We start from the raw sequence: 26,280 nt of genomic DNA on the forward strand, positions 1-26,280 counted from the left end.
GTCCCGGCACTCGTCGAGCCGGATGGCCCGGGTCGCGGCGACGACGGCGCGGTCGAAGCGGCCCCGCTCCATCTCCAGCTCGGCGAGCTCGACGGCGGCGGGCTCCTCGACGACCTGGACCTCGTCCCAGTCGAGGTAGTTGCCGCACTCGCCGCAGAACTGCTCGTCGTCCTCGTTCCGGCTGCCGCACGACGGGCACACGATCATGAGGTCTCCTCCTCCAGGTCGAGCGTGAAGGGCACGTGCGCGGCGGTCACGGCGGCGACGACGCGCTCGACGCGCCGCCGGTCGACGGGACCGCTCGCGCGTACCCGGACCAGCAGGCCGGGTGTCGGCTCGCCGGGCACGGGCCCGCCGGGGGTCGACGACCAGCCCGCCGCACCGGTGTCCGTCACCTCGACGTCGCCGTCGACGACGAGCCGCACCGCCTCGGCGACGCCGCGCGTCGTGCCGCGCCACCGGTGCACGGCGGACGCGTGCGCGACGACCTCGCGCCGACGTCCGACGCTCCACGTCTGGTCGGGCTCGATGCCGACCCAGGCGCACAGCCACTCGAGGAAGTCGGCGGGTGCGAGGTGCGGGTCGACGTACGCGGCGAGCGCGTCGAGCGTGAGGTGGACGGGCGCGAAGGTGTCGTCGATCGCGGCGACGAACCGCAGCAGGAAGTCGTCCTCCTGAAGGACGGCGGGCAGGCGCGTGCCGATCGGGACGGGCGTGGTGAGCCCGTCGACCATCCCGCGCCTGCTGCGGACGTCGGGCATCAGCGCCTCGCCACCCTGACCTGGTGCCGGAAGGAGAAGACGAGCGCGTGCTTGTCGAGGTCGATGCGCTGCACGGCCTCGCCCCGGCGGCCGGTGAGGGGGTCGGCGGCGAACAGCTTGACGTCCTCGACGAGCTCGGTGCCGGACAGCCGCTGCAGGACCGCGTAGACCTCACCGGCCTGGACGGGACGCCCGAACGGCCAGCCGTCGCCGTCGGGTCCGCCGGTGAGCGGGTCGAAGTAGCGGTAGAGCGCACGCTCGGCCTCGGTCGCGAGCAGCGCGACGTCGGCCCGGGGGCGGGGGGACAGGCGCGCGACGACGGTGACGCCCTGGTAGAACGGCGGCTCGACGAGCACCCGCGCGCCCACGGGACGGCGCTCGTCGAGGTGGTCGGCGATCGCGGCGAGCGTGTCGGCGGGCGGCACGAGGTCCTCGAACCGCAGCATCCCCGCGGCGTCCGGCACGGCGGTCGGCACGACGAGCACACGCACGGCACCCGCGTCGGCCCCGTCGCCGGCGGCCACGGCCCGGACACGGGCGACCCCGGTCGTGGCGGCCCGCGCGATCTCCTCGTAGTCCTCGGTCGTCACGGCCCGGTCGCGGACGCGCAGCGCGAGCGGCCCGCGCTCCTTCGCCTCGTCGACCGTCTCCGCCGCGACCCCGCCCACCGCGGCGCGCCGGTTGGAGACGCGGTCGACGAACGGCACGGCACCGCGCAGCACCTGGATCGTCCCGGGCGCGACGTTCCCGTCGGGACCGCCGCCGGTGCGGTAGCGCGGCAGCCTCAGGGGCGCGCCCTTGGGCGGGACCGCGCCGTACGCGCGCAGCGTCCCGTCGGGCTCGCGGACCGCGGGGGCGAGGTGCAGCTCGCCCGCGGCGCGGTCGATCCGGAACACCTGGTCGTCGGGCTCGTGCCCCGCGAACGAGTCGACCTCGGTCCACGTGTCCCAGCCGGGCCCCGCGGCGACCTCGAGCGTCAGCGGCGGACCGGCGACGACGGGCCCGTGCTCGAGCGGGAAGACCTGCGCGTACGTGCCCTCGGACAGCCCGACGACCTCGTCCTCGACGGTCGCCGCGTGGATCGCCGCGACGGTCCCGCCGATGGTGAACGCGCTCGCCTCGCGGACCGTCGGCGACGCCGAGTAGCCCGTGTAGTCGGTGTCGGGCGGGACGACCCGGCAGCGCAGCCACCCCGCGCGGCGGTCGGCGAGCACGTGCGCGGTGTGCGTCGGGGGCACGTGCAGCACGACGTCGCCGGGGCGGTTCAGGCCGCCCGTGCCGTCGCTGTCGACGTCGCACGACACCCACGACCGCCCGTCCCACGCCTCCCAGACGATCGGCGGGTGGCGCGGGTCGACGCCGACGCCCTGCACGTCGGAGTCGAAGCGCAGGACGATGACGCACGACGGCGCCGCGTCGTCGAGGCCGAGCAGCAGCACGTCGTCGAGCTGCGGGACGTCGGCGAACACCGGGAACTGCTCGCGGAACGAGAGCTGCTCGTCGTGCGGGACGGGCTCGCCGCCGGGTCGCTGCGTGAGCACGTGCCGCAGCTCGCGCGGCGGGATGCGCAGCTCCGCGGTCGTCGCGAACACGACGGGCTCCTCGCCCTCGCCGCGCTGCGTCGCGGCCTCGGTACCCTCGGGCACGACCACCGTCTCCGGCTGCGGGGCGGACAGCCACATCGTGACGTCGACGCTCGCCGCGCCCGCCGGGTGCAGCGTGACGCCCAGGAGGTCGAGGAACGCGACGTACAGCCGGTCGGGCACGCGGTTGAGCCGGTAGAACAGCTCGTCGGCCATGAACGCGACCGTCTCGATGAGCGTCACGCCCGGGTCGGACACGTTGTGGTCGGTCCACTCCGGGCACCGCCGCTGCACCATGCGCTTCGCGTCGTCGACGAGGTCCTGGAACCGGCGGTCGTCGAGGTTCGGGGTGGGCAGCACGTCAGGCACCTCCGCCCGTCGGCCCGGCGGCGCCCGTGCCCGCGGGGGTGCCGGGGCGCTCGTCGGGGATCGTGTAGAAGGGGAAGACGAGGTTGCGGGGGTCGTTGGTGCCGCGCAGCGCGTACTGCACGTCGATGTACAGCAGGCCGCGGTCGACCTCGTCGTAGCGGACCAGCACGTCCTGCAGGTCGATCCGCGGCTCCCACCGGTCGAGCGCGATGCGGACCGCGTCGGCGATCGCCCCGGCGGTCGACGCGTCGGCGGGCGCGAACACGTGGTCGTGCGCCGCGCAGCCGAACTCGGGCCGCATGGGCCGCTCGCCGGGGGCCGTCGCGAGGATCAGCCGGATGCTCTCCTCGATCTCGCGGCCCTCGCGGGACAGCGCGATGCGGCCGGTCGCGTCGGTGCGCACGGGGAACGCCCACCCGGCACCGATGAACTCCTGGCCCACGTCGCGCCCCCTCAGTTGATCTTCACGAGCGAGCCGCGGACGGTGGTGACGCCGGACGCGGACAGCTCGGCCGTCCCCTGCGCGGCGACCTTGACGGCGGCACCCTTGACCTCGGCGCTCGCGGTGCCCTCGACGGTGACCTGCGGGCCCTTCACGGCGACCGACTTCGAGCCCTCGATCGACACGTCGACGCCCTTGACCTTGACCGCGCCCGTCTGGCTCGTCACCGAGACGTCCTTCTGCGCGGTGACCGTCGCCTCCTTCTTGGCGGTGACGGTGACCGGGCCCTCGGAGATGATCTCGATCGCCGCGTCCGGCTTCTGCACGAGCCGGATCTTCTGCGCGCCGGCGTTCGTCGAGATGGTCAGCTCCTCCGCACCGGGCTTCTCCAGGTGCTCGACGCGCATGCCGGTGCGGGACACGAACACGCGCTTCTGGATCTTGCCGTCGGTCCCGCCGACCTGGTCCGCGTCGGGCTTGTCCTTGCCGTTGTAGAGACCGCCGAGCACGTACGGCTGCGCGAGGTCGCCCTCGGCGAACGCGACGAGCACCTCGTCGCCGACCTCGGGCAGCATGCCGGTGCCGCGGTTGGCGCCCGCGCCGGGCTGCACGACGCGCGCCCAGCCCGACTCGTACGTGTCGGAGTGCGCGGGGAGCTTGATGCGGACCCGGTTGAGCGCCTCGGGGTCCTTCGCGTCCGTGACGATCGCCTGCATGACGCCGAGGGTCGGGGTGCGACCCGTCGGACCGCCCGCGACGCCCAGCCCACCGCCCGTCGACCCGAGCACCGTGCCGAGCAGCGACCGCTCGGACGCGCCCGCCACCGTGAACGACGTGATGTACCCGCCCTCGGCGTCGAAGTCGTGGCGCACCGCGGTCAGCACGTACTGGCCGTCGAACGGCGAGCCGATCCCGCGCACCGCGACCGACGCGCCCGCGAGCAGCGCCGGGTTGCCGTGCGCCGCGCCCTCGAGCTCCGCGAACCCGCCCGCGATCCGGTCCGCGAGCGCCTTGGCGCGCGCGGTCACCGCGGCCTGCGTCTCGAGCGACGACGCGGACTCGACGAACGTCGGGCTGCCGAACTTCTTCGCGAGCTTCACGGGGTCGGTGTCGGCGAGCTGGGCGCTCGTCGTGGTTGCCGTGGCCGTGCCGACGAGCGCCTTCTTCTGCTTCACGTCCCAGCTGCGGACCTCGACGTCCGGCACCTGCCCCGCGGCCGTCACGGTCGCGCGCAACCACTGGAGGTTCATGCCCTTCTCCAGCACGAGCGGGTCCTTGCGCGCCTCACCGCTCGTCGCGGGCGCGGAGGTGGCCTGCGCGGGCGGCCCGGCCTGCAGCTTGCCGTCGACGACGCGCAGCACCCAGCCGAGCTCGTCCGCGAGCGTCGAGACGAACGTCCAGTCGTCCACGTCGTCCTGCACCGCGTGCTCGATGACGGAACCGTCGGACGACACCGTGCCGACCGCGACGCCCGCGCGCCCCGCGACCTTGCGGACGATCTCACCCGGCTTCATGCGTCGGTACGCCTCCATCCGCCGGCCCCGGAACATCCGGTGGGACACGTCGTAGCCGCGCACGACGGTGTGCAGCCCTTCCGGGCTCAGCTCCGCCTCGACCGCCGTCACCTCGCCCTTGAGCAGCGGCTTCGGGCCGCCCGGGCCGCTGAGCTGCACCTGCAGCTCGACCTGCGCGCCGATCGTGAACCCGCCCTTCGCGAGCACGGTCCCGTGCTCGTCGGAGAACCGCAGCACGAACAGGTCGGGCACGCTGCGCGCGCTGTCGACGTACCCGGACACGAGCAGCGGCGCGACGTCGGCCGGCAGCGGTGCCCCGTCGACCGACACCAGCAGCGTCGCGCTGTGCTCCTCACCGAACGGCACCGGCCACCTCCCTGCGGGGTGCGGGGGTCACCGCGGGGGCGCCCGCGCGCGGCGTCGTGGGCGGCGTCCGCGGCGCCGTCGACGGGGCCTGGCGCAGCAGCTCGTCGGCGGTCGGGAGCAGCAGGCGTCGCCCGGGACGCAGCCGTGCGGGGTCGTCGATGCCGTTCACGTCCGCGACCGCCCGCCACAGCGCCGCATCCCCGTACTCCTGGTACGCGACGCCCGGAAGCGTGTCGCCCTGCACCACGACGTGCTCGCGGTGCGGCACGCGGCCGCCCGACGTGGGGTTCGTGCCCGGCGGCTCGCCCGCGAGCTCCTGCAGCGTCACCGTGCACACCGCGCGCACCGGCAGCCCCGCGGGCGTGAACAGCGTGTACTTCACCTGCACCTGCTCGATGTACGCGAGGAACCCCGTCAGGCCGCCCCAGGAGAACTTGACCCACGGCGGGGAGTCCTTCTTCTGCCCGTGCGACGCGTCGGTCGGCACGCAGCACTTGAACAGCTGCTCCACGGTCTTGACGACCGAGCCGCTCTGCTTCTTGCCCGGGTCGAAGAACACCGACTCGTCGAGGAACATCTCGAGCGTCAGCTTCGACGGCTGCGGTCCCTGGTACTGCGGCGGGCTCGACCGGGTCGCGCCGCTCGTCGTCGGGCGCGTCCACTTCGCCGACTTCTGGAGCGTCAGCTCCTTCGGGTTGAACTGGAAGTCCACCGACCCGATGAGCGGCCCCGGCTTGTCGAGCGCACCGTCCTTCGACGGCTCGTGCAGGTCGAGCTTCGCGTGCGTCAGCGTCGAGGCGCCCGCCGGTGCCGCCGACGCCGCGCTCGCGTTGAACCCCGTCGCCGATCCCACGTCACGCCGCCTTGCCGAAGCCGTGGTGCGCGAGCTCGAGCGTCTCGGTGGCGACCTTCGTCGTGTCCGGCGTCAGCGACGGGCCCGTCCACCGGATCGGGACCACGCCCTGCAGCGTCCAGCGCACGACCTTCGTGCCGTCGGTCGTCCTCGCCTCGATGCTCGCCGTCGTCGCCACGAGCCCCTGGCTCACCGTCGACAGCCACGCCATGACGTCCGCCGTCTCCTTGCCCAGCGGCCGGCTCAGCTTGACGTTCGGGTACTTCACGCGCGTCGGCAGCTGCCACACGCCGGTGTTGAACCCGCCCTCCTCGCGGCTCTCGACGACGACCTCCAGGCCCAGCCCCTCGCACGACGCGAACGCGCCGAGGTTGTGGCCGTCCACCGTCACGACGTACTGCAGCCCGACGGCCGTCGCGGTGTCCTCCAGCACGGTTCCCTCCTCCCGCTCGTCGTCCTGCCCGTCATCGGTCCGTCCGCGTGCCGCGGCGCTCGCGGTCCACCAGCAGCTGGCCGCGTACCCGTCGCATGAGCGGCGTCATGAGCCGACGGGCCAGCTCGTCGAGGTCCGCCGGGGTCGCCGACGCGAACGGCGACGCCCCGGACCCGTCCGGCGCCTCGCCCGCCGCGTCGGGCGCCACGACCGGCGTCGCGACGGGCGGCGGGGGAGCGGCGTCGTCGCTGCGCTGGAGCGTGGGCCGTGCGGCGGGCGGCTCCGGCGGGACCGTCGTCGGTGCGCGCTCGGCCCGGCGCTGCACCAGCGGCAGGGCGTCGGGCGACGCGGCGGTCCCGGTCGCGGTGCCGGTCGGAGGGGTGGCCGGTGCGGGAACCGGCCGCGTCGACCGCGACACCGTCAGGCCGCCCGGCGCCCCGACGCCACCTGGGGAGAGGGGCGTCAGGGGCCGGTCGGTGGTCATGGTCGTCGACGGTGCGCCGGCGAGGTCGAGGCCGCTCGGGAGGGACGACGCCGGCCCCGTCGACGAGTCGTCCGTGGCTCGCCCCGGCGCCGCGAGCGGGCCGTCGGCGGAGGCGCGCTGGACGGTCGCGGGCCGCCTCTCGGCCCGCGAGGTGCTGGTCGAGGGCAGGGCGAGCGCGGACGTGGTCGCTGCCGGTGCCTGCAGGGTGACGAGGTCGGCTCGCGTCGTCACCGCCGCATCGGGCGGCGCCCACGGGTCGATGCCGTCCGGGCCCTCGTGCACCGCGGGCGCCGGCGTGGCGTCCGCGCCGGGGGCATCGGCGGCGCCGGACGCCGGCACAGCCCCGGTCGGGTCGTGGTCGAGCACGGTGGCGGACAGGGTCGCGCCGCCGGTCGTCGGGGTCGAGGGGGAGGGAGCGCCGACGACGACGCGCTGCACGGGCACCGCGCGGCGCGCGGCGGGCCGGCCCGCGAGCACCGTCGGCGGGCGGCGCTCCGTCAGCTGGACGGGGACGGGCGTGCCCGCGAGCAGCGGACCGACGCGCAGCGGTCGGCCGAGGTCCGGGAGGGGAGTCGACGGCGCCGTGCCCGCTCCGGTCCTCTGCAGGGCGGCCGTCGGGCGGGCGCCGGTGGTGCTTCCGCCGGCTGGGGTGGTCGAGCGTGCTCCTGGCGTGGCCGTGCTCGCGGCGGTGGGCATGTCGGGGGCGGTGGTCGTAGGGCCGCCGCCGGACGTCGTCGTGCCCGTGCCGCTGCCGTTGTCCTCGGCCGTGGTCGCGCGGGCGTCCGTGCGCGCGACGACGACCGGGAGGTCCGATCCGCCCGCCGGGCGCGGGGCGTCGAGCGACACGGCGGGGGCGGCTCCTCGGCGCGCGGTGGGCGGCGTGTCGGTCCACGCCGGTCCGCGCGGGGCGCCGTTGTCTGCCGGCGCGGCGTCGTGCTCGGATCCCGTCACCGTGCGCTGGACGGGCGGTGCGGCGGCGGGGTCCGTCGGCGCGGGTGAGGACGGTGCCGGGGGCGGCGGTGCCGGTGGTGCTGCGGGCGTCGACGCGGTGCCGTCCGTCCCGCGTCCCGCACCAGCCGTCGCGCTGTGGGCGGAGCCGCCCGCCGGGGTCGTCCCGAGCGTGGGGAGCCGAGCACCCGAGGGAGTGTCCCGGCCGGGGACGTGCGGGGCCGTGAGCGCGGCGTCCTGTCCGCTCGACCGCTGGACGGGCGTCGGCGGTGACGCGAGCGTCAGGTCCGTCGTGGGACCGGCGCGATGCCCCGCGGGGCTCACGCTCGCACCCGTCGGCGCGTCCGGCCGGAGCCCCGTCGGTCCGGTGGTCAGGGACGTCGCGTCGTTCGCCACGGGCGCTGCGACGCCGAGCGTGGGTGCGGACGACCCACGCTCCGCCGCGTCGCGCGGGGAGGGTGCATCGGCGGCCGGGGACGCGCCGTCGGAGGCGGCTGCGTGGGGGGTCTCGGCCGTGCCGGACGCGGGGGCTGCGGCGGTCGCGGCGACAGCGCCGATCGGGTCGGGCGCGTCGATCGCCGAGCCGAGATCGGTGGTCGGGCGTGCTGCGTCCACGGTGTCGCTGCGCTGCACCGGGGTGCCGTCGGCAGGCGCCGGGACCGGTGCGGCGAAGTCGCCGGCCGTCAGGCCCGTCGCGCCGTCACCGGTCCTCGCCGTCGGGCCGTCGGTGCGGCGCTGCACCAGGGCGAGGGCGTCCGTCGACGTGGGCGCCGGACGCGGGGGCTCGGCCTGGACGGGCGCCGTGGACGGGCCGGGGACGTCCGGACGGCGGGAGGTCGTGCCGCCCGATCCCGACGCAGACGCTGCCGACGCCGTGGGTGCCGACGTCAGGGGCGCCGACGACCGAGGAGTCGCGGCCGGAGGCCCTCCCGGCGCTCCGAGCACCGTCGGGTCGCCCACGACGCGCTGCACCGGTGGCACGCCGCCTGCGCCCCCCGCGTCGGCTGTGCCGCCCGCGTCCGACGGCCCGGCCAGGTCGAGAGCGGACGGGCTGGTCGGCGCCGGGGGATCGACACGCGCCGCCGGGACGCCCGAGGGTTCCGCCGACCGTCGCAGGGTCGCGTCGGCGCCCTCGGCGGTCGCCGGGGAACCCGCACCTGCGCCCCGTTCGCCGCCCGTCCGCACCGGTCCGCGGGGCGCGGACGTCGTGTCGCGCTGCACGAGCGGCAGGTCCGGCGGCGTGGCGGCGAGCGGTGACCGGCTGATCGGCGCCCCGAGCCCCACACGACGCTGCACGGCGGCGCCGCCGTCGGTCCGGCTCGGGGCAGGTGCGGCGGTCGGCGGCGCCGAGGACCCGATCGGCACCGTCGTCCCGCCGGCGTCGCGCCAGGACCCGTCGGGACCGGACGCGCCGGACGCGTCGGGTGCGGCCCAGCCGTCGGCGGTCCAGCCGCCCGCCCCGGCCGCACCCGCCGAGGGTGCCGTTTCGAGGGGCGTGACGGTGGGGGTGTCCGGCGCCGGCGGGTCCACGGGCACGGCCCGCAGTCGTGGCGTTCCCGCCGGCGCCGAGTCGAGGGCCACGAGCCTGCCCGTGCGGCGCTGCACGGGGGTGGCGGCACGCGGGGCGGGTGGCAGGAGGGTGAGGTCCACGTCGGCGGACCGCTGGACGGGCGGCGCCGAGCGGTCGCCGTCGCCGTCGACGACGCCCGACGGGGCGCGGTGGTCGACGACGTGCGTCATCGACCCGGTGAAGGGCAGGGCCGCGCGCGTCGGCAGGTCCGCGAGGAACGCGACGGGGCGGCTGGTGAGCTCGGCGGGCCGGACGGTCCGCTGCAGGGGCGGGAGGAAGGCCCACCCGGCGGTCGACTCCGGCGCGCCGGGCGCGTCCGCCCCCCGGGGGCCCGTCGGCGAGCCCGATGAGCCCGACGACCCCGGGGGGTCCGGGACCGGGCTCGCCGCGACACCCGCACCCGTGCGCGACGCGCGCGCCCCGGGGTCGGCGACGGGCGGGACTGCACGGTCCCGCTGCCACGGCCAGCGCACGTCAGCGCTCCTCGCTCATGCGGCGGTTGATCGCCGCGATCTCCTGGACGTAGGCGATCCGCTGCGGGTGCTCGAGGTCGAGGATCTCGTCGTGGGACCAGTGGAAGTGGTAGGCGACGTACGCGACCTCCTCCCGGATGCGGGCCGGCGCGTACGTCACGATTCCCCCAGGCGCCCACCGGAGATGTCGACGTCGAAGCGGTGCTGGCACGACGGGCACGTGACGGCGGCGCGCGTGTGCCCCTCGGCGTTGATGCGGCGGTAGAGGTCCTGCAGGAACGCCACGTCGGACGCGAACATGTTCTCGACGACGCTCTGCGTGACCGCGCCGAGGGTGCCGAGCGACGTGATGACGCGGCTCAGCAGCACGACCGTCGTGTAGGCCGGGTTCTCCTGCACGCGCGCGTCGTACAGCGGCAGCAGCTCGTCGCGGGCCGTCGCGAGCCGCATCGTGCCGTGCCGGTGCAGCACGCCGTCGCCGTCCAGGTACCCGCGCGGGAGCTGGAAGTCGAACTCGGTGCGCAGCGCGTCCCGCCGGACGGCCGAGGCCGACGGTGTGCCGGTGGGCACCTCGTCGACCTCGGGCGCGTCCAGCTGGACGGGCAGGGAGCGTCGCATCAGGCGAACTCCATCTCGTCCCAGCAGACCGTGAACGTCTCGGACAGCGGCTCGGTGGACCCGGCCTTGAGGGTGCCGCCGAGCTCGACGTCCTTGACCCAGACGTTGCGGAAGTTCATCCGCTTGAGCAGCTGGTTGTCGGACGTGTAGATCGCGACCTCGGCCGTCTTGCGGGCGTCGGCGAGCTTGCCCTCGAAGACCGCCTTGAGCCAGTCCGTGACGGTCGTCGAGTCGGTGAGGCCGCGCTTGACCTTGAACTCGCCGGCCTTCTGGCGGCCCATCATCTGGCGCGTGACGAACTTCCCGTCGGACGCCTGCTGCTGGTAGGTGACCTTGTCGACCTCGGCCTTGAGCCCGCTGACCTCCATGACGTGCGGGATCTGGATGCCGTCGATCTTCACCGAGAACGAGTACGCGGTGGCGAGGTCGAAGGTGTCGGGGAGTGCCATGTTTCACCGTTCCTGTGGTCGTCGGGGACCGGTCACTCGCCGACGAGGCTCGTGCCGCCGGAGAACTGCGAGAGCTGGAAGATCACGAACTCGGCGGGCTTGACCGGCGCGACCCCGATGCGGCAGACGACCTGGCCCGCGTCGATCCCCTCGGCGGGGTTCGTCTCCCGGTCGCACTGGACGAAGAACGCCTCCTCGGGGCTGAGCCCGAACAGGGCGCCCTTGCGCCACTCGTTGACGAGGAACGCGGAGATGGTCCGGCGGATGCGGGCCCACAGCGCGTCGTCGTTCGGCTCGAACACCACCCACTGGGTGCCGACGAGGATCGACTCCTCGAGGTAGTTGAAGAGCCGCCGCACGTTGACGTACCGCCAGGCCGGGTCGGACGACAGGGTCCGGGCGCCCCACACGCGCACCCCGCGGCCGGGGAACGTGCGGATCGCGTTGATCCCCACCGGGTTGAGCAGGTTGTGCTCGGCGCGCGTGATCTGCGTCTGCAGCGTGATCGCGCCGCGGACGACCTCGTTCGCGGGCGCCTTGTGCACGCCGCGGGTGTCGTCGTTGCGCGCCCAGATGCCGGCCATGTGGCCCGACGGCGGCACGAACTTGTTCGAGCCGGACGCGGGGTCGAACACCTTGATGTACGGCCAGTACAGCGTCGCGTACTTGGAGTCGTAGCCCGCGGTGTCGACGCGCCAGTCCTTGATCGCCTGCGGACCGAGCCCGGGCGGCGGGTCGAGGATCGCCATGCGGTCGCCCATCAGCTCGCAGTGCGCGATGACGGCGAGCTGCACGGCCTGGAACGTCTCCAGGTCGATCGCGCCCTGCTCGAGCGCGGCCACGAGGTCCGGGACGGCGACGATCGTGACCTCGTCGATCGCCTCCAGGCCGGAGAACCCGGTGCGGTCGGCCGCGTCGCCGATGTAGTCGTCGGCGCCGAGGTCGCCCGTGGCGGGCGGCTCGGGCTCGGGCTCCGGCTCGATCAGGTCCGCGATGCCCTTGTCGGGCTTCACGAGCGCGCTGCCGCTGGCCAGCTCCTCGATCGTCACGAGCTTCGACTGCTGGTTCACCTTGGTCGCGACGTTGTCGTCGCCGCGCTTCGTGGTGACGTGGTCGTACGTCTCGGTCGCCTTGCCGTCGACGTGGATGACGAGCTTGAAGTGGTCGTCGGGCGGGTTGTCGCCGCTCGGCTCGGCCACCTCGACGCTCAGCTTCTTCGTCTTCGGCGCCTTGTCCGACGCCGTCACCTTGTACGCCCCGAGCACGGCCTGCGGGACCGCCGGCAGCGCCTTCGGCGAGGTGCGCGTGCGCGGCTGCGCCTCGGGGTCGTCGGCGGCGCCGTCGGCACCGATCCGCACGACGTAGGCGTTCGAGCCGCCGTTGAGGAAGTACCCGTACACCGAGTGCGCGAGGTACGAGTTCGGCAGGAAGTCGCCGAACGTCTCGGCGTACTGCGTCCAGTTCGAGACGAGCGTCGGCGTGTTGAACGGTCCCTTCGCCGCCAGGCCGACGAACGCGGCGACGGACGTCCCGACCCCCTCGATGGGCCGGGTGCCCGCCTCCACCTCCTCGACGTAGACGCCGGGTGACAGGTAGGTCGGCATGTCCCCTCCTTCGGGCACAGGGAGTCGTACTGGTCAGCGTGCTGCGGGCGGTCGGGAGGGCGGTGGTCCGCCCGGACGCCCCTGAGGGACGGCGTGGTTGCCCGATCGGGCGTCGGCCGGAGCCGGGACGTCCCGCGCGGGCGTCAGCCCTCCTCGATCTCCTCCTCCGGGGCCTCCTCCCGCTGGACGAAGGACCCCTGGACCGGTTCCTCCTCCTCCTCGACCGGCGCCTCGTCCTGGCGCTGCGCGACGACGCTCGCGTCGGCGGCGCGAGCCGAGCCGGGGGAGGCGGTGGCGGGTGCGGCGTCGGCCATGACGCGCTCGGCGTTCGCGGCGGCGGCCGTCTCGTACCGGTCGCCCGGGTCGGAGACGCTGATGCCGCCCCCGGTCGGCGTGCCGTCGACGGGTCCGCTGCGCTGCTGGACGACGTGCGTCAGCTCGTGCGCGAGGGTCGTGCGGCCCGCCGTCGACGTCGGGTCGTACGCGTCGCGCTGGAAGACGATGTCCGAGCCGACGGTGTACGCGTGGGCGCCGACCGAGCGCGCCGAGTCCGACGCCGCACCGTCGGTGTGGACGCGCACGTCGCCGAAGTCGGCGCCGAGCCGGCCCTCCATGTCCGCGCGGGTCTCCGGGTCGAGCGGCCGGCCGCCGCCGGACCCGACCACGTCGAGCACGGGCGAGCGCTCCTCCTCGACCAGGCCCGTCGTCGACGCGTTCCCCGCGGTCCGCTGCAGGTACGCCAGCCCGCTCGCGTCGAGCCGGTCGGTGCGCCCCTCGGACAGCGCGCGGGCCACGACCGGCGCGGTGCCCCGCTCGTCGACCCGGGCGGCCTTCGGCCGCAGCGGCTCGGTGCCCTCCAGGTGGTCGTGGCTGTGCATCGTCGGCCCCTCTCGACGCAGGTCGTCCTCGACCCGCTCGACGCTGCCACCGCACGCCGCCGCCCGGCAGGATCGCCCGGTCCACCCCGTCGGGCACTCCCCGCCGCCCGATCGGGCACCGGCCGCCGGGTGACGCCCGCGCGCCGTGCGGGCCCGAGGCGCCACCGCTGAGAAGGAGAGACAACGGCTCGGGAGTGCGACATCGATGTCGCACCCCTGAGCCGAAGTCGCACATGGCCGAAGTCGCGCAGACGGGCCGCCACCCGCGCCGGGGCGGGTGGATCGCCGACGGTGCTGGCCGGGCCATCGACGGGCCGGGTGGACGGCGTCAGGCCAGCAGGCTCCAGTAGTGGCCGAACTCGCTGGGGAGCGTGAGGCGGCCGAGCTTGCGGTACTCGCGGTAGACGGCCGCGACGACGTGCCGCATCGCGACTGTCCCGCCGTCCTGCGCGGCGAGGTAGGCCGCGGTGACGGCGGCGGACCGGATCGCCCCGCCGGCGAGCTCGAACGCGTCGGCGCAGAACGTGAGGTCGACGTCGGGGTCGCGCGGCACCCGGGTGCCGAGGCTGCGGTCCCACAGGGCCACGCGCTGCCCGGCGTCGGGCACGGGGAAGTCGACGACGACGTCGAGGCGGCGGATGAACGCGTCGTCGATGTTGGCGCGCAGGTTGGTCGCGAGGATCGCGAGCCCGTCGAACGTCTCCATGCGTTGCAGCAGGTAGGCCGACTCGATGTTGGCGTACCGGTCGTGCGCGTCCTTGACCTCGCTGCGCCGCCCGAACACGGCGTCGGCCTCGTCGAACAGCAGGACCGCGTTGACGCCGGCGGCGCCGGCGAAGATGCGTTCGAGGTTCTTCTCGGTCTCCCCGATGTACTTGTCGACGACGGTCGCGAGGTCGACGACGTACAGGTCGAGCCCGAGCTCGTGCGCGACGACCTCCGCGGACATCGTCTTGCCGGTGCCGGAGTCGCCCGCGAACAGCGCCGCGACGCCGTGCCCGCGCCCGCCGCCGGGCCGCATCCGCCAGTCGCCGAGCACCTGCTCGCGGAACCGGGCGCGCGTCGCGACCTCCTGCAACGACCCGAGCACGTCGGGCGGCAGCACGAGGTCCTGCCAGCCGACGGCGGGTTCGATGCGCCGCGCGAGCCGCTCGAGCGCGGTGCCGTTCTCGGCGCGCGCCCCGACGCGCACGTGCTCCGCGGTGAGGCCGCCGTCGAGCGTCGCCTGCTGCCGGGCGGCCCGCGCGGCGCGCGTGACCTGCTCGGGACGCAGGAGGTAGGGCGCGGTCGTGCGCGCGGTGTCGACCGTGTCGGCGTCGGGCGACCGGCCGAGCGACCGCTGCCACAGCGTCGTGCGCTCGGCGACGGTCGACGGCGGCACGTCGAGCAGCAGCGGCGGCCACTCGCTCCACGCGGGGTCCCACGTCGTGCGGCCGACGACGAGCACGGGTGCCGCCGCGAGGAGCGCGCGCGAGGCCCGCGGCTGCGCAGTCAGCGGGTCGGTCCCGACGACGACGAGCCCGGCGCCGGTGAGGAGCGCCTCGCGTGCGGCGGTGCGCGCGACGGCCTCCGGCTCGGGCACGGACGCGACTGCGCCGCCGTCCACGACGAGCGCGCCGCGACCCGCGGCCTGCAGCGCGCGCACGGCGAGCACCCGCCCGGAGCCGGTGGGCGGCTCCCGCAGGTAGACGAGCGGGGTGCCGGCGCGCAGCGCGGCGACGAGCCGGCCCGGGTCACCCCACGGCACGTCCTCGTCGTCCACCAGGACGGGCGCGAGCGCAGGGTCGGGTGCGTCGTCGCCGAGCAGGTGCCCGACGACCCGGTCCGGTACGCGCAGGGGCCGCCCGGGCAGCGGGCGGTCGGGCTCCTCGACCTCGAGCAGCCCGCCGCGCAGCAGCGGTCCGTGCTGCAGCCGGTGGCGGCCCGCCGCCGACGCGAGGGGTACGCCGCACAGCGCGAGCGCCACGGCGGCGGACGGCCGTCGTCGGGTCACGTCGTCGTTGAGGTAGCCGAAGAGCTGCTCGAACCGCACGTCCACCTCGCACGCGAGCGCGACGAGCAGCAGCTCGACGTCGAGGGGGTCGAGCGCGAACGCGCGCGTGAGCGTGCGCAGCCGCAGCACGTGCCCCGCGGCCTCGGCGGCGTCGGCGGCCTGCTCGGCGGCGCGCGTCCGGTCGTCGACCTCGGCGGACAGCACCTCGGTGCCGTGGCCCGCGAGCAGCCGGTCGACGGTCTCGTCGTTCAGGTAGAGGCCGCGGAACGGGTCGTCGGGCTGCGGGTCGCCGACGCGCCGGCGGGCGACGAGGGCCCGCACGCGTTCCTCGACGGCGGCGAGCCGGGCGAGCACGTGCGCGGTGCTGGAGTCCGGCGCACGCTGCCCGGCGTCCGGCGCGGTGCCGTCCGCGTCGCCGACGAGGCCCGGTGCGCCGTCCGGTCCGGTGCTCACCGCCGCCTCCGCGCGCGTGCGACGGGTCGCGCACCCGGGCGGCCGTCACCGGCCGAGGACGACGACCCGGACCCGTCGGCGCCGGTCGGCGGCGGCGGGACGTGCCGCTGCACGCCGCTGTCCGCGCCCCCGCCGTCGGTGTCCCGCACGTCGACCCGCAGCGGCGCCTGCACGGGCGGCCCGACCACGTCGCCGGGCACGGGGGTGAGGACGGGCACGTCGACGACGACGTCGATCGACGGCTTGAGCTCACCGCCGAGGGCGGACCACACGTCGGCGAACCCGCGGTCCTCGGGCGGCGGCAGCCCGACGAACAGCGGCACGCGCGCGCCGGCGGCGACGAGCCGCTCCTCGAGCACGCGCGGGGGCAGCGCGTCGAACTGCAGCAGGTGGACGAGCACCGCGTCGAGCAGCCGGTGCTCGTCCTCGGGGCGCTGCGTCCACGCGGTGACGAGGTAGGACAGCCGGAAGTGCCGCGGGGGCTGGAACCGCGTCTGGACGACGCCCTCGACGCGGTTCTCGAGGAAGCCGCGCGACCGGCGCCGCAGGTCCTCGCGCAGGTCGTAGAGGTACATGTCGACGGTGGGTGCGTTGCGGCGCGCGGCCCAGTCCTTCGTCGGGGCGTCCAGCACGACCTCGACGGACGTGCTGTCCACGGCCTCGCGGACCAGCGCGCGGAGCGCCTCGTCGACCGAGCCGATCACGGCCTCACCTCCGGAACAGGAAGTCGGGTGCGGCGACCGAGCTCGGGTTCACCAGCAGGTCCGTGTCGACCTCCCCGAACAGCGGGCCGGGCGACGTGCCGGTGCCGACGAGCCGGCGCGGGCCGAGCAGGGTGTCCGCGACGATCGGCACCGAGGCCTGGAAGCTGCCGTCGGCCCGCGCGGTGTAGGGGCCGGGCGCGCTCATGATGCCGGGGGACCAGGACAGCCGGACGGGCTCGCCGGGCGGGAACCACCGGCCGTTGACGAACGCGACGCCGCCGGGCCGCAGGACGGTCGGCACGACGAGGAGCTCGGGGGCACGCACCTCGACGGGCGCGCTCGCCGTGTCGTCGGCGGGCACGGGGTCGGCCGACGAGGTCGCGACCGCGGCCGTGATCGGCCCGCTCTGGGGCGGGCCGGTGACGGCCCCGGCGGTCAACGTCGACGTCACGACGCGCGTCGCGCCGGGGCCGACCGTCCCGAGCGCGCAGACGCCCGCCGCGACGGTGCACGGCTCGCCGCCCGCGGTCGTCACGATCCCGGGGAACGTCGTCGTGAGGGTGACGTCGTCGGCGGGCTGCCCGCCGAGGTTGGTGACCGTGAACGTCGCGCTGCCCGGCTGCCCGCCGACCCACAGCACGGGGGGTGCGACGGTGACCGCGACGGACACGCCGAGCGCGACGCCGGGGGTGAGCGTGGCGGTGTTGTCGGTGACGTCCCGCTCGGGGCTCGTGCTCGTGACGCCCGCGGTGATCGGCCCGGACGTGGTCGACACGCCCTGCACGGGGACGTCGATCACGACGGGCGCCCCGCCGGCCGGCAGCGGCGTCGTGAGGGGGCACGTCAGCTGCTGCCCGGTGACCGTGCACCCCGGGACGCCCGGGGTCGTGAGGCCGGGGGGCAGCTCGACGTCCACCTGCGCGCGCCGCACGAGTCCCGGTCCGGCGTTGCTCACGGACACGGTGAGCGTCGTGGACCCGTCGGCCGCCGGTGCCGCCGTGAGCGTCACCGCGAGGTCCGCGTAGGGGCGGTAGGCCGGCTCGTCCTGCGTCCCCTGCGTGTCCGTGACGAGCCGCAGGCCCGCGCCGTCGACCGCGGAGACGGCCCAGATGCCCCGCTGCTGCGGCTGGCCCGCGCGGAACGCGGAGAAGGCGATCTCGGTCCCGTCGGGCGACCACGCGGGGTGGTCGGTGCCGTCGACGGTCGGGCGCGAGGGGGTCGCGGTGCCGTCGCTGCGGATGCCGGTGAGCGCCACGGCGCTCGTCACCGGGGGCAGGTTCCCGGTCGTGTCGAGCGTGAGGATCCCGATCCCGCCGAGGGCGACCGCGCCGGAGAGCGGGAGCTCCGGCAGGCCGAGGTTGCGGGTCGCCAGGTCCACGACCGCGAGGCGCGTGCCGTCGGGGGACAGGGCGGGGGAGCGTCCGGACACGACCTGCGGGCACAGGGCGGCGGGAGCGCAGGGGTCCGCGACGACGAACGGCTGCTCGGGCGTGGTGCCCCGCGAGTCGACCGACCAGATCGTCGTCGCCCGGACGGGGTACCGCTCGGCAGCGGGTACGTCCGCGCCCCGGTCGTCGAGGTACCAGCGGCTGAAGAACAGGCGCGACCCGTCGGGCGTCCACGTCGGGTCGTGGTCCTCGACGAGCACCCCCTCGACGCCCTGCGTCACCTGCGTGACCGTCGCCGGGCTCGTGGAGAGGTCCGCGACGTAGAGCAGCGTCGGAGCGTTGCCGTTCGGGTCCGGCGAGCGCGCGAACGCCACGCGCGTGCCGTCGGGCGACCACGCGGGCTCCGCGTCGAACGGACCGTGCGGGTAGTCGAGCACGGTCCCCGCGTTCTCGTCCGCCGGGGTGCTGCGGATCACCTGCGACAGCTCCCACCCGAACGGCACCGGTTCCGCGTTCTCGGAGGCGTACGCGAGCTCGTCTCCGGCGGGGTGGTACGCGGGCGACAGCTCGTGCAGCGGCTCCGGCGGCGGCGCGCTCGGCTCGTCGGGCGGCCGCGTCTCGGTGCGCTGCGCGAGGATGCGCAGGTCCCCGCTGCCGTCGGCGCGCACGTCGTGGATGTCGATCAGCCGGGGCGCGTCGGTGAACGTCAGGTAGGCGGCCGGCGTGTCGCCCTCGCCGCCGTCGAACACGGACCCCCAGGTCGGGTGGGACTCGCTGCGTCCCGGCGTCGCGATCACGGGCTCCTGGAACTCGACGGTGATGCCCTCCTCGCTGTCGTCGAGGAACCCGATCCAGACGTCGCCCGCCGGGTCGAGCTCGCGGCTCGTCCACGCCAGCCACGCGACGTCGTCGACCTGGCCGAACGTCGGCTCGGACGCCTGCACGCGGCCCGGGTACTCCTCGCTGCCGGCGCCGGGCGGGTAGAGGTCGACGACCTCGCCGTCGTTGCCCTCGAACAGGCTCGCGGGCTGACCCTCCCGGTCGATGCCGACGAGCCCGAGGGAGCCGTCGGGGCGGAACTGCGAGGTGGTGAACGCGACGGTCGCGGTGGAGTCGCTCCACGGCGACACCGTGGGCTGGGTCTCGGCGGCAGGCCCGTCGGTGAGCCGCACGGCCTCCAGCGTGTCGGTGGACACCGACCACAGGTCGCCCAGCGGGTCGGACTCGGTGCTGCTGTAGACGATCCGGTCGCTGTCGGAGGTCCACGCGGGCCACGTCTCGTCGAACTCGCCCGTCGTCACCGCCTCGGCCTGGTCGCCGACCTCCTCGCACCAGTCCAGGTCGTCGGGGAAGGCGAGGTCGTCGATCGAGGCCCGGACGATCGACCACGTCCCGTCGCGCGTGGTCGCCCACGCGATCCACGTGCCGTCCGGCGAGATGACGGGGTGCGACTCGACGGCCGCGTCGCAGGTGAGGCGCACGACCTGCGTCGGCAGGTCCTCGGTCGCCTCGTAGCGGACGAACACGTCGCCCTCGGGCAGGTACCGCGCGCTGACGAACGCGGTCGGCGGCTGCGTCTCGAACCGGCCGCCCGGGCGACCGCCCGGCTGCTGGACCGAGGCCTCCGCGTCGTAGCGGTGGTCCTGCTCGACCCCGCCGATGCCCTGGACGTCGAGGTCCCCGAACGCGGGCAGGACGGTCCGGCCCCCGACGGGCGGAGCGGCCGCGCCGAGCGGCCCTCCGGCACCGCCGGGTCCGGCCGCGATCTCGGGCACGCCGGGGTCCTCGCCCGCCTCGGGCTCGGGAACGGGCTCGGGCGGGTCGGTGACGAGCGCGTACATGAGGCGCTGCTCCGAGTCCGCGTACGCGAGCCGCGGCTCCGTGACGAGCGGCGCCGGCAGCGCCGCGGGCCGCGGCCCGATCCCGGCCGCCGCGAGGACCGTCGAGGGCAGCACGACGGCAGCGACCAGCCCAGCCGTGAGTGCTCGGCGCACGACGCCTCCTCCGCGCTCGGTGCGGTGTCCCACGGTGCCGCCCGCGGACGGACCCCGGCACACGCCCCCGGTCAGCCGTCGGGGCAGCCGCCCCGGGCCGAAAGGGCAGCGGTCAGATGAGCCCTTCGCGCAGCGCGTACGCGACCGCGTGCGAGCGGTTGCGCAGCTGCAGGCGCGTCGTGACGTCGTGCAGCACGTTCTTCACGGTCCGCTCGGAGTACGCGAGGTGCTGCGCGATCTCGGACGTGTCGTAGCCGTCGGCGACGAGCCGCAGCACCTCGATCTCGCGCGACGCGAGCCCGGTGAACGTCAGCCCGCGCGGCCGCAGCACCTGCCGCTGCAGCGTGCCGACCTGGTCGAGCAGGCGGCCCAGCAGGTCGGGCGGCACGCTGCCCTCGCCGGTCGCGGCGCCGCAGATCACGCGCACGAGCCGGTCGGGCGTGGCCTCGGCGCGGCGTACGAGCCCGAGCACCCCGGCCTCGACCGCCGTGACCACGTCGCCGTCCTCGAGCCGGCCCGCGACCAGCACGGCCTGCGCGGCGCTCTGCCGTCGCACCATGCGGACCAGGCGCAGCGCGTCGTCGTCCACCGAGTCCGCCACCACGACGGCGACCTGCGCGTTGGGCGCCTCCTCCGCGGGCACCACGCGCACCTCGGGACGCGGCCGCAGCGCGCTCACCACTCCTGCCTCCGAGATCGGGTCCCTCGCGCTGACCCACACGGCCACCCTGTCCATCGTCGCCCCCTGCGCCGTGGCACCCGCTGCTCGGGTGCACTGACGGACAGCGTGCCGGGGCGCACTGATCGTGCAGTCAACAACGACTCAACGGGCATCCGCGGTGCCCCTCCGGCCGGGCCGCAGGCCGTACCGCGCGCCCGACCCCGCTCGTAGCGTCGCGAGCATGACGACGACGGCGAAGCTGGACTCGGCGCGCGTGGAGCTCAGCCCCGGCACCGAGGCGGTCGTCCCGCTGCAGATCCGGAACACGGGCGACGTGGTGGAGGGCTACCGCATCGAGGTGCTGGGCGCGCCCGCGGCGTGGACGACGGTCGAGCCGGCCGTCATCGAGGGCCTCTACCCGGGCACGACGACGACGGCGACCGTGCGGTTCGCGCCGCCGCGGTCCGCGGCCGTGCCCGCGGGGACGCTCGACTTCGGCATCCGCGTCGTCCCGTTCGAGCACGTCGACGAGACGGTGATCCCCGAGGGCGTCGTCGAGGTCCTGCCGTTCCTCGACACGACCGCCGAGCTGCTGCCGCGCACGTCGCACGGCCGCAGCGGGGCCCGGCACCGCGTCGCGCTCGACAACCGCGGCAACGTCCCCGTGACGGTGTCGCTCACGGCCGCCGACGACAACGGTGCGCTCGCCTTCCGCGTCCGCCCGCAGATCGTCGCCGTGAACCCGGGCACCGTCGAGTTCGCCGACGTGCGCGTCACACCCGAGAAGCGGCTGTGGCGCGGTCCCGACATCACGATGCCGTTCACGGTGACCGCCGCCGCGGAGAACACCACGCCCGTCCTGCTCGACGGTGCGCACGTGCAGGTCGCGACGATCCCCAAGTGGTTCTTCAAGGCGCTGCTCGCGCTGCTGCTCCTGCTGGCCCTGCTCGCGCTGCTGTGGTTCACGCTCCTCAAGCCGGTCATCGAGTCCGCCGCCAAGTCGTCGGTCGAGGACGAGGTCGCGCAGGCGCAGGAGGCCGCCGCCGCCGCGCAGCAGGCCGCGACCGCGGCGCAGCAGTCGTCGACCGGCGCCGGGCAGGCCGCCGCCGCTGCGCAGGAGCAGGTCGCGCAGATGGAGGACCTCACGCAGAACTTCCTGCCGCCGACCGAGATCCTCACGCCCACGACGCAGCGCATGACGGTGCAGACGCCGCCGTCCGCGACCGCGGTCGACGCCGACCCGTTCGTCGTGCCCGACGGCGGCACGTTCCGGCTCACCGACCTCGTCCTCAACAACCCGCAGGGCGACTTCGGGCGGCTGCTGCTCACGCAGACCCCGGCCGGCGGCGACCCCGCGGTGCTGTTCGACGTCGCGCTCGAGAACTTCCGCGACAACGACTTCCACTTCCAGACGCCGATCGTCCTGCAGTCCGGCACAGCCCTCACGATGTCCGTGATCTGCCGCGCGCCCGGGCAGCCGCAGAACGAGACGTCACCGCCCACGCAGTGCGACGACGCGCTCGTCTTCAGCGGACAGCTCGCCGTCCCGGCCCCGCCGCCCGCGCCCTGACCGCCGCGCCGGCTGCCCGATCGGGAGGCTGCACATGCCCATGGGTCCCGCGCTGCGCGTCGGCGACACCGCGCTGTGCCCGCTGTTCGACGGCCCGAAGCCGCACGTCGGCGGCCCGATCACCCCGGCCGCCGGGGTCATGACGGTCCTCATCGGCAACCAGCCGGCGGCGGTCGCCAACGCGATGCCCGGCGGCATCCCGTGCGTGTCGCCCGCGCCCAACGGCATCGCGATGGGCTCGCTGACCGTCCTGATCGGCAACTTCCCGGCGGCGCGGCTCGCGGACACGAGCATGCACGGCACCCCCGTCGTCCCGGGCCCGGGCTGCCCGACGGTCATCATCGGCGGCTGACGCCCGGGCGGCAGCAAGGGTCGCGTCGGTCGGTGAATCGGTCCGGTGCGTTGCGCTCCGGTGCGTGCGGGGGGATGGTGGCGGCCTGACGCGTCGACGAGGACGGGGGCCCTCGATGAACGGCATGCGCACGCTCGTGGCCGTGGTGACGGGGGCCCTGGTCGCCGCCGGCCTGGTCGTGGCCGGTCCACCACCCGCGACGGCCGCCGTCCCGGCCGGGTTCACGGAGTCGCTCGTCGCGACCGTGCCGAACCCGTCCGCGATCGCGTTCACCGCCGACGGTCGGATGCTCGTCACGCAGCAGTCGGGCCGCCTGCGCGTCCGCACGGCCGCGGGCACGCTGCTGTCGACGCCGGCGCTCGACCTGTCGAGCCGTCTGTGCACCAACTCGGAGCGCGGCCTGCTCGGCGTCGCGACGGACCCCGACCCGGCGACGCGCGCGATCTACCTCTTCTACACGGCGCGCACGGGCACGACCTGCCCGACGAGCCAGGGCGGGACCCCGGCCGGCGCGCCGGTGAACCGCGTGTCGCGCTTCGTCCTCGGCGACGACAACCTGGTGGACCCGGCGAGCGAGACGGTCCTGCTCGACGGGATCGCGTCCCCGGCGGGCAACCACAACGCGGGCGACCTGCACGTCGGCAAGGACGGCTACCTCTACGTCTCGACCGGTGACGGCGGCTGCGACTACCGCGGCGACAGCGGGTGCGGCGGCAACAACGACGCGTCGCGCGACCGCAACGTGCTCAACGGCAAGATCCTGCGCGTCGACCGGACCACCGGCGCACCGGCACCGGGCAACCCGTTCCTCGGCACCGGGACCGCGAGCTGCCGTCTGGCCCCGGCCGCGGCGGGGACGATCTGCCGCGAGACGTTCGCGTGGGGGCTGCGCAACCCGTTCCGGTTCGCGTTCGACCCGAACGCGAGCGGCACGGTCTTCCACGTCAACGACGTCGGCCAGAACGTGTGGGAGGAGATCGACCTCGGGACGTCGGGCGCGGACTACGGCTGGCCCGTGCGTGAGGGGCACTGCGCGCAGACGGGCTCGGCGACGAGCTGCGGCGGCGCGCTCCCGGCCGGGATGACGGACCCGATCCACGACTACGGCCGGAGCACGGGCTGCGGCTCGATCACGGGCGGCGCGTTCGTCCCCGACGGCGTCTGGCCGGCGGCCTACGAGGACGGGTACCTGTTCAGCGACTACAACTGCGGCAAGCTCATGATGCTCAGGGGCGGGGTGCGCACCGACGTCTCGACCGGGCTGGGCGCGGCCGTGCACCTCGAGTTCGGGCCCTGGTCGGGCAGCCAGGCGCTCTACTACACGACGTACGCGAACGGCGGCGAGGTGCGCCGGCTCGCGTACACGGGCACGGCCAACCGCACGCCGACGGCGGCGCTCACCGCCTCGCCGACGAGCGGCGCGGCACCGCTCACCACGACGCTCGACGGCCGCGGCAGCAGCGACCCCGACGGCGGCACGCTCACGTACCTGTGGCAGTTCGGCGACGGGACGCCCGACGCGACGACCACGACCCCGACGGTCCAGCACACGTACGCGGCGGGCACGTGGACCGCGACGCTGCGCGTGCGCGACCCGCAGGGCGCGACGTCGGCCGCGGTGACGGTCCGGATCAGCTCGGGCAACACAGCGCCGACCGCGCAGATCACGTCACCGGCGGCGGGTGCGACGTTCGTCGTCGGGCAGTCGTACACGCTGAGCGGCTCGGCGACCGACGCGCAGGACGGCACCCTGCCGGGGTCGCGCCTGTCGTGGACGGTCGTCCGCGTGCACGACCAGCACACCCACCCGTTCCTCGGCCCGGTGACGGGCACGTCGGTGTCGTTCGAGGCCCCCGGTCCGGAGGACCTCGCGGCTGCCGCGAACAGCCACCTGCGGATCGCACTCACCGCGACGGACTCGCAGGGCGCGACGACGACGGTGACGCGCGACTTCCTGCCACGCAAGGTCGACGTGACGCTCGCGACCTCGCCCGCGGGACGCACGCTCACGGTCAACGGCCAGACGGTCACCGGTCCGACGACGCTCACGTCGTGGGCGGGCTTCGACCTGCGGCTCGCGGTCCCGTCGCAGCAGGACGCGCAGGGCCGCACCTACGAGCTCGACCGCTGGTCGGACGGCTCGACCGCGGCCAGCCGGACGTGGCGGACACCCTCCGCGGCGACGACGCTCACCGCGACGCTCGGGCTGCGCGGACTCCAGGCGGTCTACTACGACAACGCCGACCTCACCGGCACGACGGTCTCCCGCATCGACCCGAACGTCGCGTTCGACTGGGGCCTCGCGGCCCCCGTGAGCGGCATCGGCGCCGACACCTTCTCCGTCCGATGGAGCGGCTCGGTCGTCCCGCGCTACTCGCAGACGTACACGTTCGCGACGACGTCCGACGACGGCGTGCGGCTCTGGGTCGACGGGCGCCTCGTGATCGACCAGTGGACCAACCACTCCCGCCGCGTCGACACCGGGACGGTCACGCTGACCGCGGGGCAGGCCGTGCCGATCGTGCTCGAGTACTTCGACGGGCTGCGGAACGCGGTCGCCGAGCTCCGGTGGTCGAGCACGTCGCAGACGTCGGAGATCGTCCCGACGGCCCGCCTGCGGCCGTAGCGTCGCGCGGGTCACGGCCCGTCGGGGCCCGTTCGTCGCGGCTACCAGACGCCCAGGTGGTCCAGCAGGATGCGGACGCCGATGAAGATGAGGATCACGCCGCCGACGACCTCGGCCGGCCCCCGGAAGCGGACACCCACGCGGTGGCCGATCAGGACCCCGGCGAGCGAGACGACGAGCGTCACGACGCCGATGAGCAGGGCGGCCCCGGCGATCGGCACGTCGAGGAACGCGAACCCGATCCCGACGGCGAGCGCGTCGACGCTCGTCGCGACGGACAGCACGAGCAGCTCGCGCACGCCGACGTGGTCCTCGTCCGGCTCGTCGTCGTCGCCCTGCGTGAACGCCTCGTGGAGCATCTTCCCGCCGATCACGGCGAGCAGCCCGAACGCGACCCAGTGGTCGACCTCGGTGATGGAGTCCGCGAGCCGTACGCCCAGCAGCCAGCCGAGCAGCGGCATGAGGCCCTGGAACGCGCCGAACGCGACGGCGATCGCCGCGGTGTCGCGGAACGTCAGGCGGCGGATGTGCAGGCCCTTGCCGAGCGCGACGGCGAACGCGTCGGCGGACAGGCTGAGGGCGATCAGGAGCAGCGCCCAGGTCGACATCGTGGAGCTTCCGGTGGAGGGCGGCCGGGGCCGGGGGTGCGGCGGCGACCCCGGCGCCCGACCGTACGGGTCGCTCCACGGCGGGTGGTAGCCGAGGGCGTGTGAGAACGGTCTCGGAACTTCGGAGTGCGTGACCTGCGAAGACGCGGTTCCGGACGACCGAAGTCGCCCGCGGACGTGGTGTCGTGCTTACTATCTGCGCATGCATGCAGATTCGCAGGAACACGGGGTCGGCGTCGACTCGCCGTACGTCGACCTCGTCGTCGAGGTGTTCTCGCTGCTCGCCGACCCGACGCGCGTGCGGATCGTCCTCGCCCTGCGCGACGGCGAGCTCTCCGTGAACCACCTCGCGGACCTCGTCGAGAAGTCGCCCACCTCCGTCTCCCAGCACCTCGCCAAGCTGCGCTGGGGGAGGATCGTCAGGGCCCGGCAGGACGGCACGCGCGTCTACTACTCGCTCGTCGACGAGCACGCCCGGACGCTCGTCACGCAGGCCGTCTACCAGGCGCAGCACGCGCTCGAGGACGTGCCTGCGCACCACCGGACGCACGCGACGTCCTGACCCCGACCGCGCCCCCGGAGCCGC

Annotated in this window: 22 protein-coding genes; 4 read left to right on the forward strand and 18 right to left on the reverse strand. The window is 75.1% G+C overall.

Translation table 11 applies throughout. From position 1 onward, the window contains the following. From OMK64_RS13595 to OMK64_RS13675, 17 genes are all read right to left on the reverse strand, one after another. Positions 1–207 (reverse strand): zinc-ribbon domain-containing protein (locus tag OMK64_RS13595; RefSeq protein WP_272728916.1); only part of this gene is annotated, 207 nt, incomplete at its 3' end. After that, positions 204–761 (reverse strand): phage tail protein, encoded by a 558-nt coding sequence (locus OMK64_RS13600; protein WP_272728917.1) that lies wholly within the window; start codon positions 759–761, stop codon positions 204–206. The genes OMK64_RS13600 and OMK64_RS13595, both read right to left, overlap by 4 nt. Beyond that, the gene (locus tag OMK64_RS13605) at positions 761–2,704 is read right to left on the reverse strand and encodes a putative baseplate assembly protein (protein WP_272728918.1); all 1,944 of its coding nucleotides are present in this window, start codon (positions 2,702–2,704) and stop codon (positions 761–763) included. Before OMK64_RS13605 ends, OMK64_RS13600 begins: the two co-directional genes overlap by 1 nt. Before the next feature lies 1 nt (position 2,705). Beyond that, positions 2,706–3,155, reverse strand: a complete 450-nt coding sequence (locus OMK64_RS13610) for a gp25 family contractile injection system sheath assembly initiator (protein WP_272728919.1) — start codon at positions 3,153–3,155, stop codon at positions 2,706–2,708. A gap of 11 nt (positions 3,156–3,166) precedes the next feature. Further along, the gene (locus OMK64_RS13615; RefSeq protein ID WP_272728920.1) at positions 3,167–5,035 is read right to left on the reverse strand and encodes a VgrG-related protein; all 1,869 of its coding nucleotides are present in this window, start codon (positions 5,033–5,035) and stop codon (positions 3,167–3,169) included. Then, positions 5,022–5,888 (reverse strand): CIS tube protein, encoded by an 867-nt coding sequence (locus OMK64_RS13620; RefSeq protein ID WP_272728921.1) that lies wholly within the window; start codon positions 5,886–5,888, stop codon positions 5,022–5,024. Before OMK64_RS13620 ends, OMK64_RS13615 begins: the two co-directional genes overlap by 14 nt. Before the next feature lies 1 nt (position 5,889). Continuing rightward, complete coding sequence (locus tag OMK64_RS13625; RefSeq protein ID WP_272728922.1) at positions 5,890–6,321, reverse strand: phage tail protein; 432 nt, start codon at positions 6,319–6,321, stop codon at positions 5,890–5,892. Positions 6,322–6,352: 31 nt separating this feature from the next. Next, positions 6,353–9,796 (reverse strand): hypothetical protein, encoded by a 3,444-nt coding sequence (locus OMK64_RS13630; RefSeq protein ID WP_272728923.1) that lies wholly within the window; start codon positions 9,794–9,796, stop codon positions 6,353–6,355. Position 9,797: 1 nt separating this feature from the next. Continuing rightward, positions 9,798–9,956 carry a DUF6760 family protein gene (locus OMK64_RS13635; RefSeq protein ID WP_202924278.1) on the reverse strand — a complete coding sequence of 53 codons (159 nt, stop codon included), beginning with the start codon at positions 9,954–9,956 and terminating at the stop codon, positions 9,798–9,800. Beyond that, positions 9,953–10,414, reverse strand: a complete 462-nt coding sequence (locus tag OMK64_RS13640; RefSeq protein ID WP_272728924.1) for a hypothetical protein — start codon at positions 10,412–10,414, stop codon at positions 9,953–9,955. Before OMK64_RS13640 ends, OMK64_RS13635 begins: the two co-directional genes overlap by 4 nt. Further along, the gene (locus OMK64_RS13645; protein ID WP_124343995.1) at positions 10,414–10,863 is read right to left on the reverse strand and encodes a phage tail protein; all 450 of its coding nucleotides are present in this window, start codon (positions 10,861–10,863) and stop codon (positions 10,414–10,416) included. Before OMK64_RS13645 ends, OMK64_RS13640 begins: the two co-directional genes overlap by 1 nt. A 32-nt stretch (positions 10,864–10,895) precedes the next feature. Further along, the gene (locus OMK64_RS13650) at positions 10,896–12,467 is read right to left on the reverse strand and encodes a phage tail sheath family protein (RefSeq protein WP_272728925.1); all 1,572 of its coding nucleotides are present in this window, start codon (positions 12,465–12,467) and stop codon (positions 10,896–10,898) included. A 143-nt stretch (positions 12,468–12,610) separates the two neighbouring features. Continuing rightward, the gene (locus OMK64_RS13655; protein ID WP_272728926.1) at positions 12,611–13,345 is read right to left on the reverse strand and encodes an eCIS core domain-containing protein; all 735 of its coding nucleotides are present in this window, start codon (positions 13,343–13,345) and stop codon (positions 12,611–12,613) included. Positions 13,346–13,673: 328 nt separating this feature from the next. Beyond that, positions 13,674–15,791: an ATP-binding protein gene (locus OMK64_RS21105; RefSeq protein WP_272728927.1), complete on the reverse strand. Its 2,118-nt coding sequence runs from the start codon at positions 15,789–15,791 to the stop codon at positions 13,674–13,676. After that, positions 15,788–16,495: a Pvc16 family protein gene (locus OMK64_RS13665; protein WP_272728928.1), complete on the reverse strand. Its 708-nt coding sequence runs from the start codon at positions 16,493–16,495 to the stop codon at positions 15,788–15,790. The genes OMK64_RS21105 and OMK64_RS13665 overlap by 4 nt, the downstream gene beginning before the upstream one ends. 4 nt (positions 16,496–16,499) lie before the next feature. Then, positions 16,500–19,877: a hypothetical protein gene (locus tag OMK64_RS13670; RefSeq protein WP_272728929.1), complete on the reverse strand. Its 3,378-nt coding sequence runs from the start codon at positions 19,875–19,877 to the stop codon at positions 16,500–16,502. A 112-nt stretch (positions 19,878–19,989) separates the two neighbouring features. Continuing rightward, on the reverse strand, positions 19,990–20,556 hold the full coding sequence (locus OMK64_RS13675; RefSeq protein WP_272728930.1) for a helix-turn-helix transcriptional regulator: 567 nt from the start codon (positions 20,554–20,556) through the stop codon (positions 19,990–19,992). A 223-nt stretch (positions 20,557–20,779) separates the two neighbouring features. Between OMK64_RS13675 and OMK64_RS13680 the strand changes: the two genes are divergently transcribed. From OMK64_RS13680 to OMK64_RS13690, 3 genes are all read left to right on the forward strand, one after another. Beyond that, a complete protein-coding gene (locus tag OMK64_RS13680; RefSeq protein WP_272728931.1) occupies positions 20,780–22,108 on the forward strand; it encodes a COG1470 family protein in 1,329 nt (442 codons plus the stop codon). A gap of 34 nt (positions 22,109–22,142) precedes the next feature. Next, a complete protein-coding gene (locus OMK64_RS13685; RefSeq protein WP_218051584.1) occupies positions 22,143–22,460 on the forward strand; it encodes a PAAR domain-containing contractile injection system baseplate protein in 318 nt (105 codons plus the stop codon). Positions 22,461–22,575: 115 nt separating this feature from the next. After that, positions 22,576–25,086, forward strand: coding sequence for a PQQ-dependent sugar dehydrogenase (locus OMK64_RS13690; RefSeq protein WP_272728932.1), 2,511 nt, complete (start codon positions 22,576–22,578; stop codon positions 25,084–25,086). Positions 25,087–25,127: 41 nt separating this feature from the next. Here the strand turns inward: OMK64_RS13690 and OMK64_RS13695 are convergent, their stop codons facing one another. Then, a complete protein-coding gene (locus OMK64_RS13695) occupies positions 25,128–25,694 on the reverse strand; it encodes a manganese efflux pump MntP (protein WP_272728933.1) in 567 nt (188 codons plus the stop codon). Positions 25,695–25,896: 202 nt separating this feature from the next. Between OMK64_RS13695 and OMK64_RS13700 the strand changes: the two genes are divergently transcribed. Further along, positions 25,897–26,256 carry an ArsR/SmtB family transcription factor gene (locus OMK64_RS13700; RefSeq protein WP_272728934.1) on the forward strand — a complete coding sequence of 120 codons (360 nt, stop codon included), beginning with the start codon at positions 25,897–25,899 and terminating at the stop codon, positions 26,254–26,256. Positions 26,257–26,280 lie beyond the last annotated feature (24 nt).

Source organism: Cellulomonas fimi (assembly GCF_028527925.1).
Lineage (GTDB): Bacteria > Actinomycetota > Actinomycetes > Actinomycetales > Cellulomonadaceae > Cellulomonas > Cellulomonas fimi_C.